At 55.5% G+C, this 670-nt stretch carries 1 rRNA gene; it reads right to left on the reverse strand.

Annotation, left to right across the window (positions count from 1 at the left end):
- Positions 1-622: ribosomal RNA gene (locus tag IE195_RS25990) — 23S ribosomal RNA — on the reverse strand; the annotation flags it as partial.
- Between the last annotated feature and the right edge of the window lie 48 nt (positions 623-670).

Genomic DNA, 670 nt, shown 5'->3' on the forward strand with positions numbered 1-670 from the left:
GCTCTGACGGCTTGACAGCACACGGTTTCAGGTACTATTTCACGACCCCTCACCGGGGCACTTTTCACCTTTCCCTCACGGTACTAGTGCACTATCGGTCATCAGGACGTATTTTGGCTTAGCAGGTGGTCCTGCCAGATTCACACGGAATTTCTCGGGCTCCGCGCTACTCGGGAACACACCAACACCTAGACTCTTCCTTCACCTACGGGACTCTCACCCACTCCGGTACCGCTTCCCAACGGATTCAGCTAGAAGAACCATCAGCGCTCCAGGCCGACAGACCTGGAAAGATGCACCCCACAACCCCGCACACGCAACGACTGCCGTCTATCACACGCATACGGTTTAGCCTCTTCCCCGTTCGCTCACCACTACTAGGAGAATCACTGTTGTTTACTCTTCCTACGGGTACTGAGATGTTTCACTTCCCCGCGTCACCACCAACTACCCTATACATTCAGGTAGCGGCAACCCGACACAACTCGGGCTAGGTTTCCCCATTCGGACACCCGCGGATCAAAGCTCGGTTGACAGCTCCCCGCGGCCTATCGTGGCCTCCCACGTCCTTCATCGGCGCCTGATGCCAAGGCATCCACCGTGTGCCACTATCACTTGGCCACTACAGATAATAAGATGCTCGCGCACACTATTCACAAGTCAAAACACC

The organism is Nocardiopsis terrae (assembly GCF_014651695.1).
Lineage (GTDB): Bacteria > Actinomycetota > Actinomycetes > Streptosporangiales > Streptosporangiaceae > Nocardiopsis > Nocardiopsis terrae.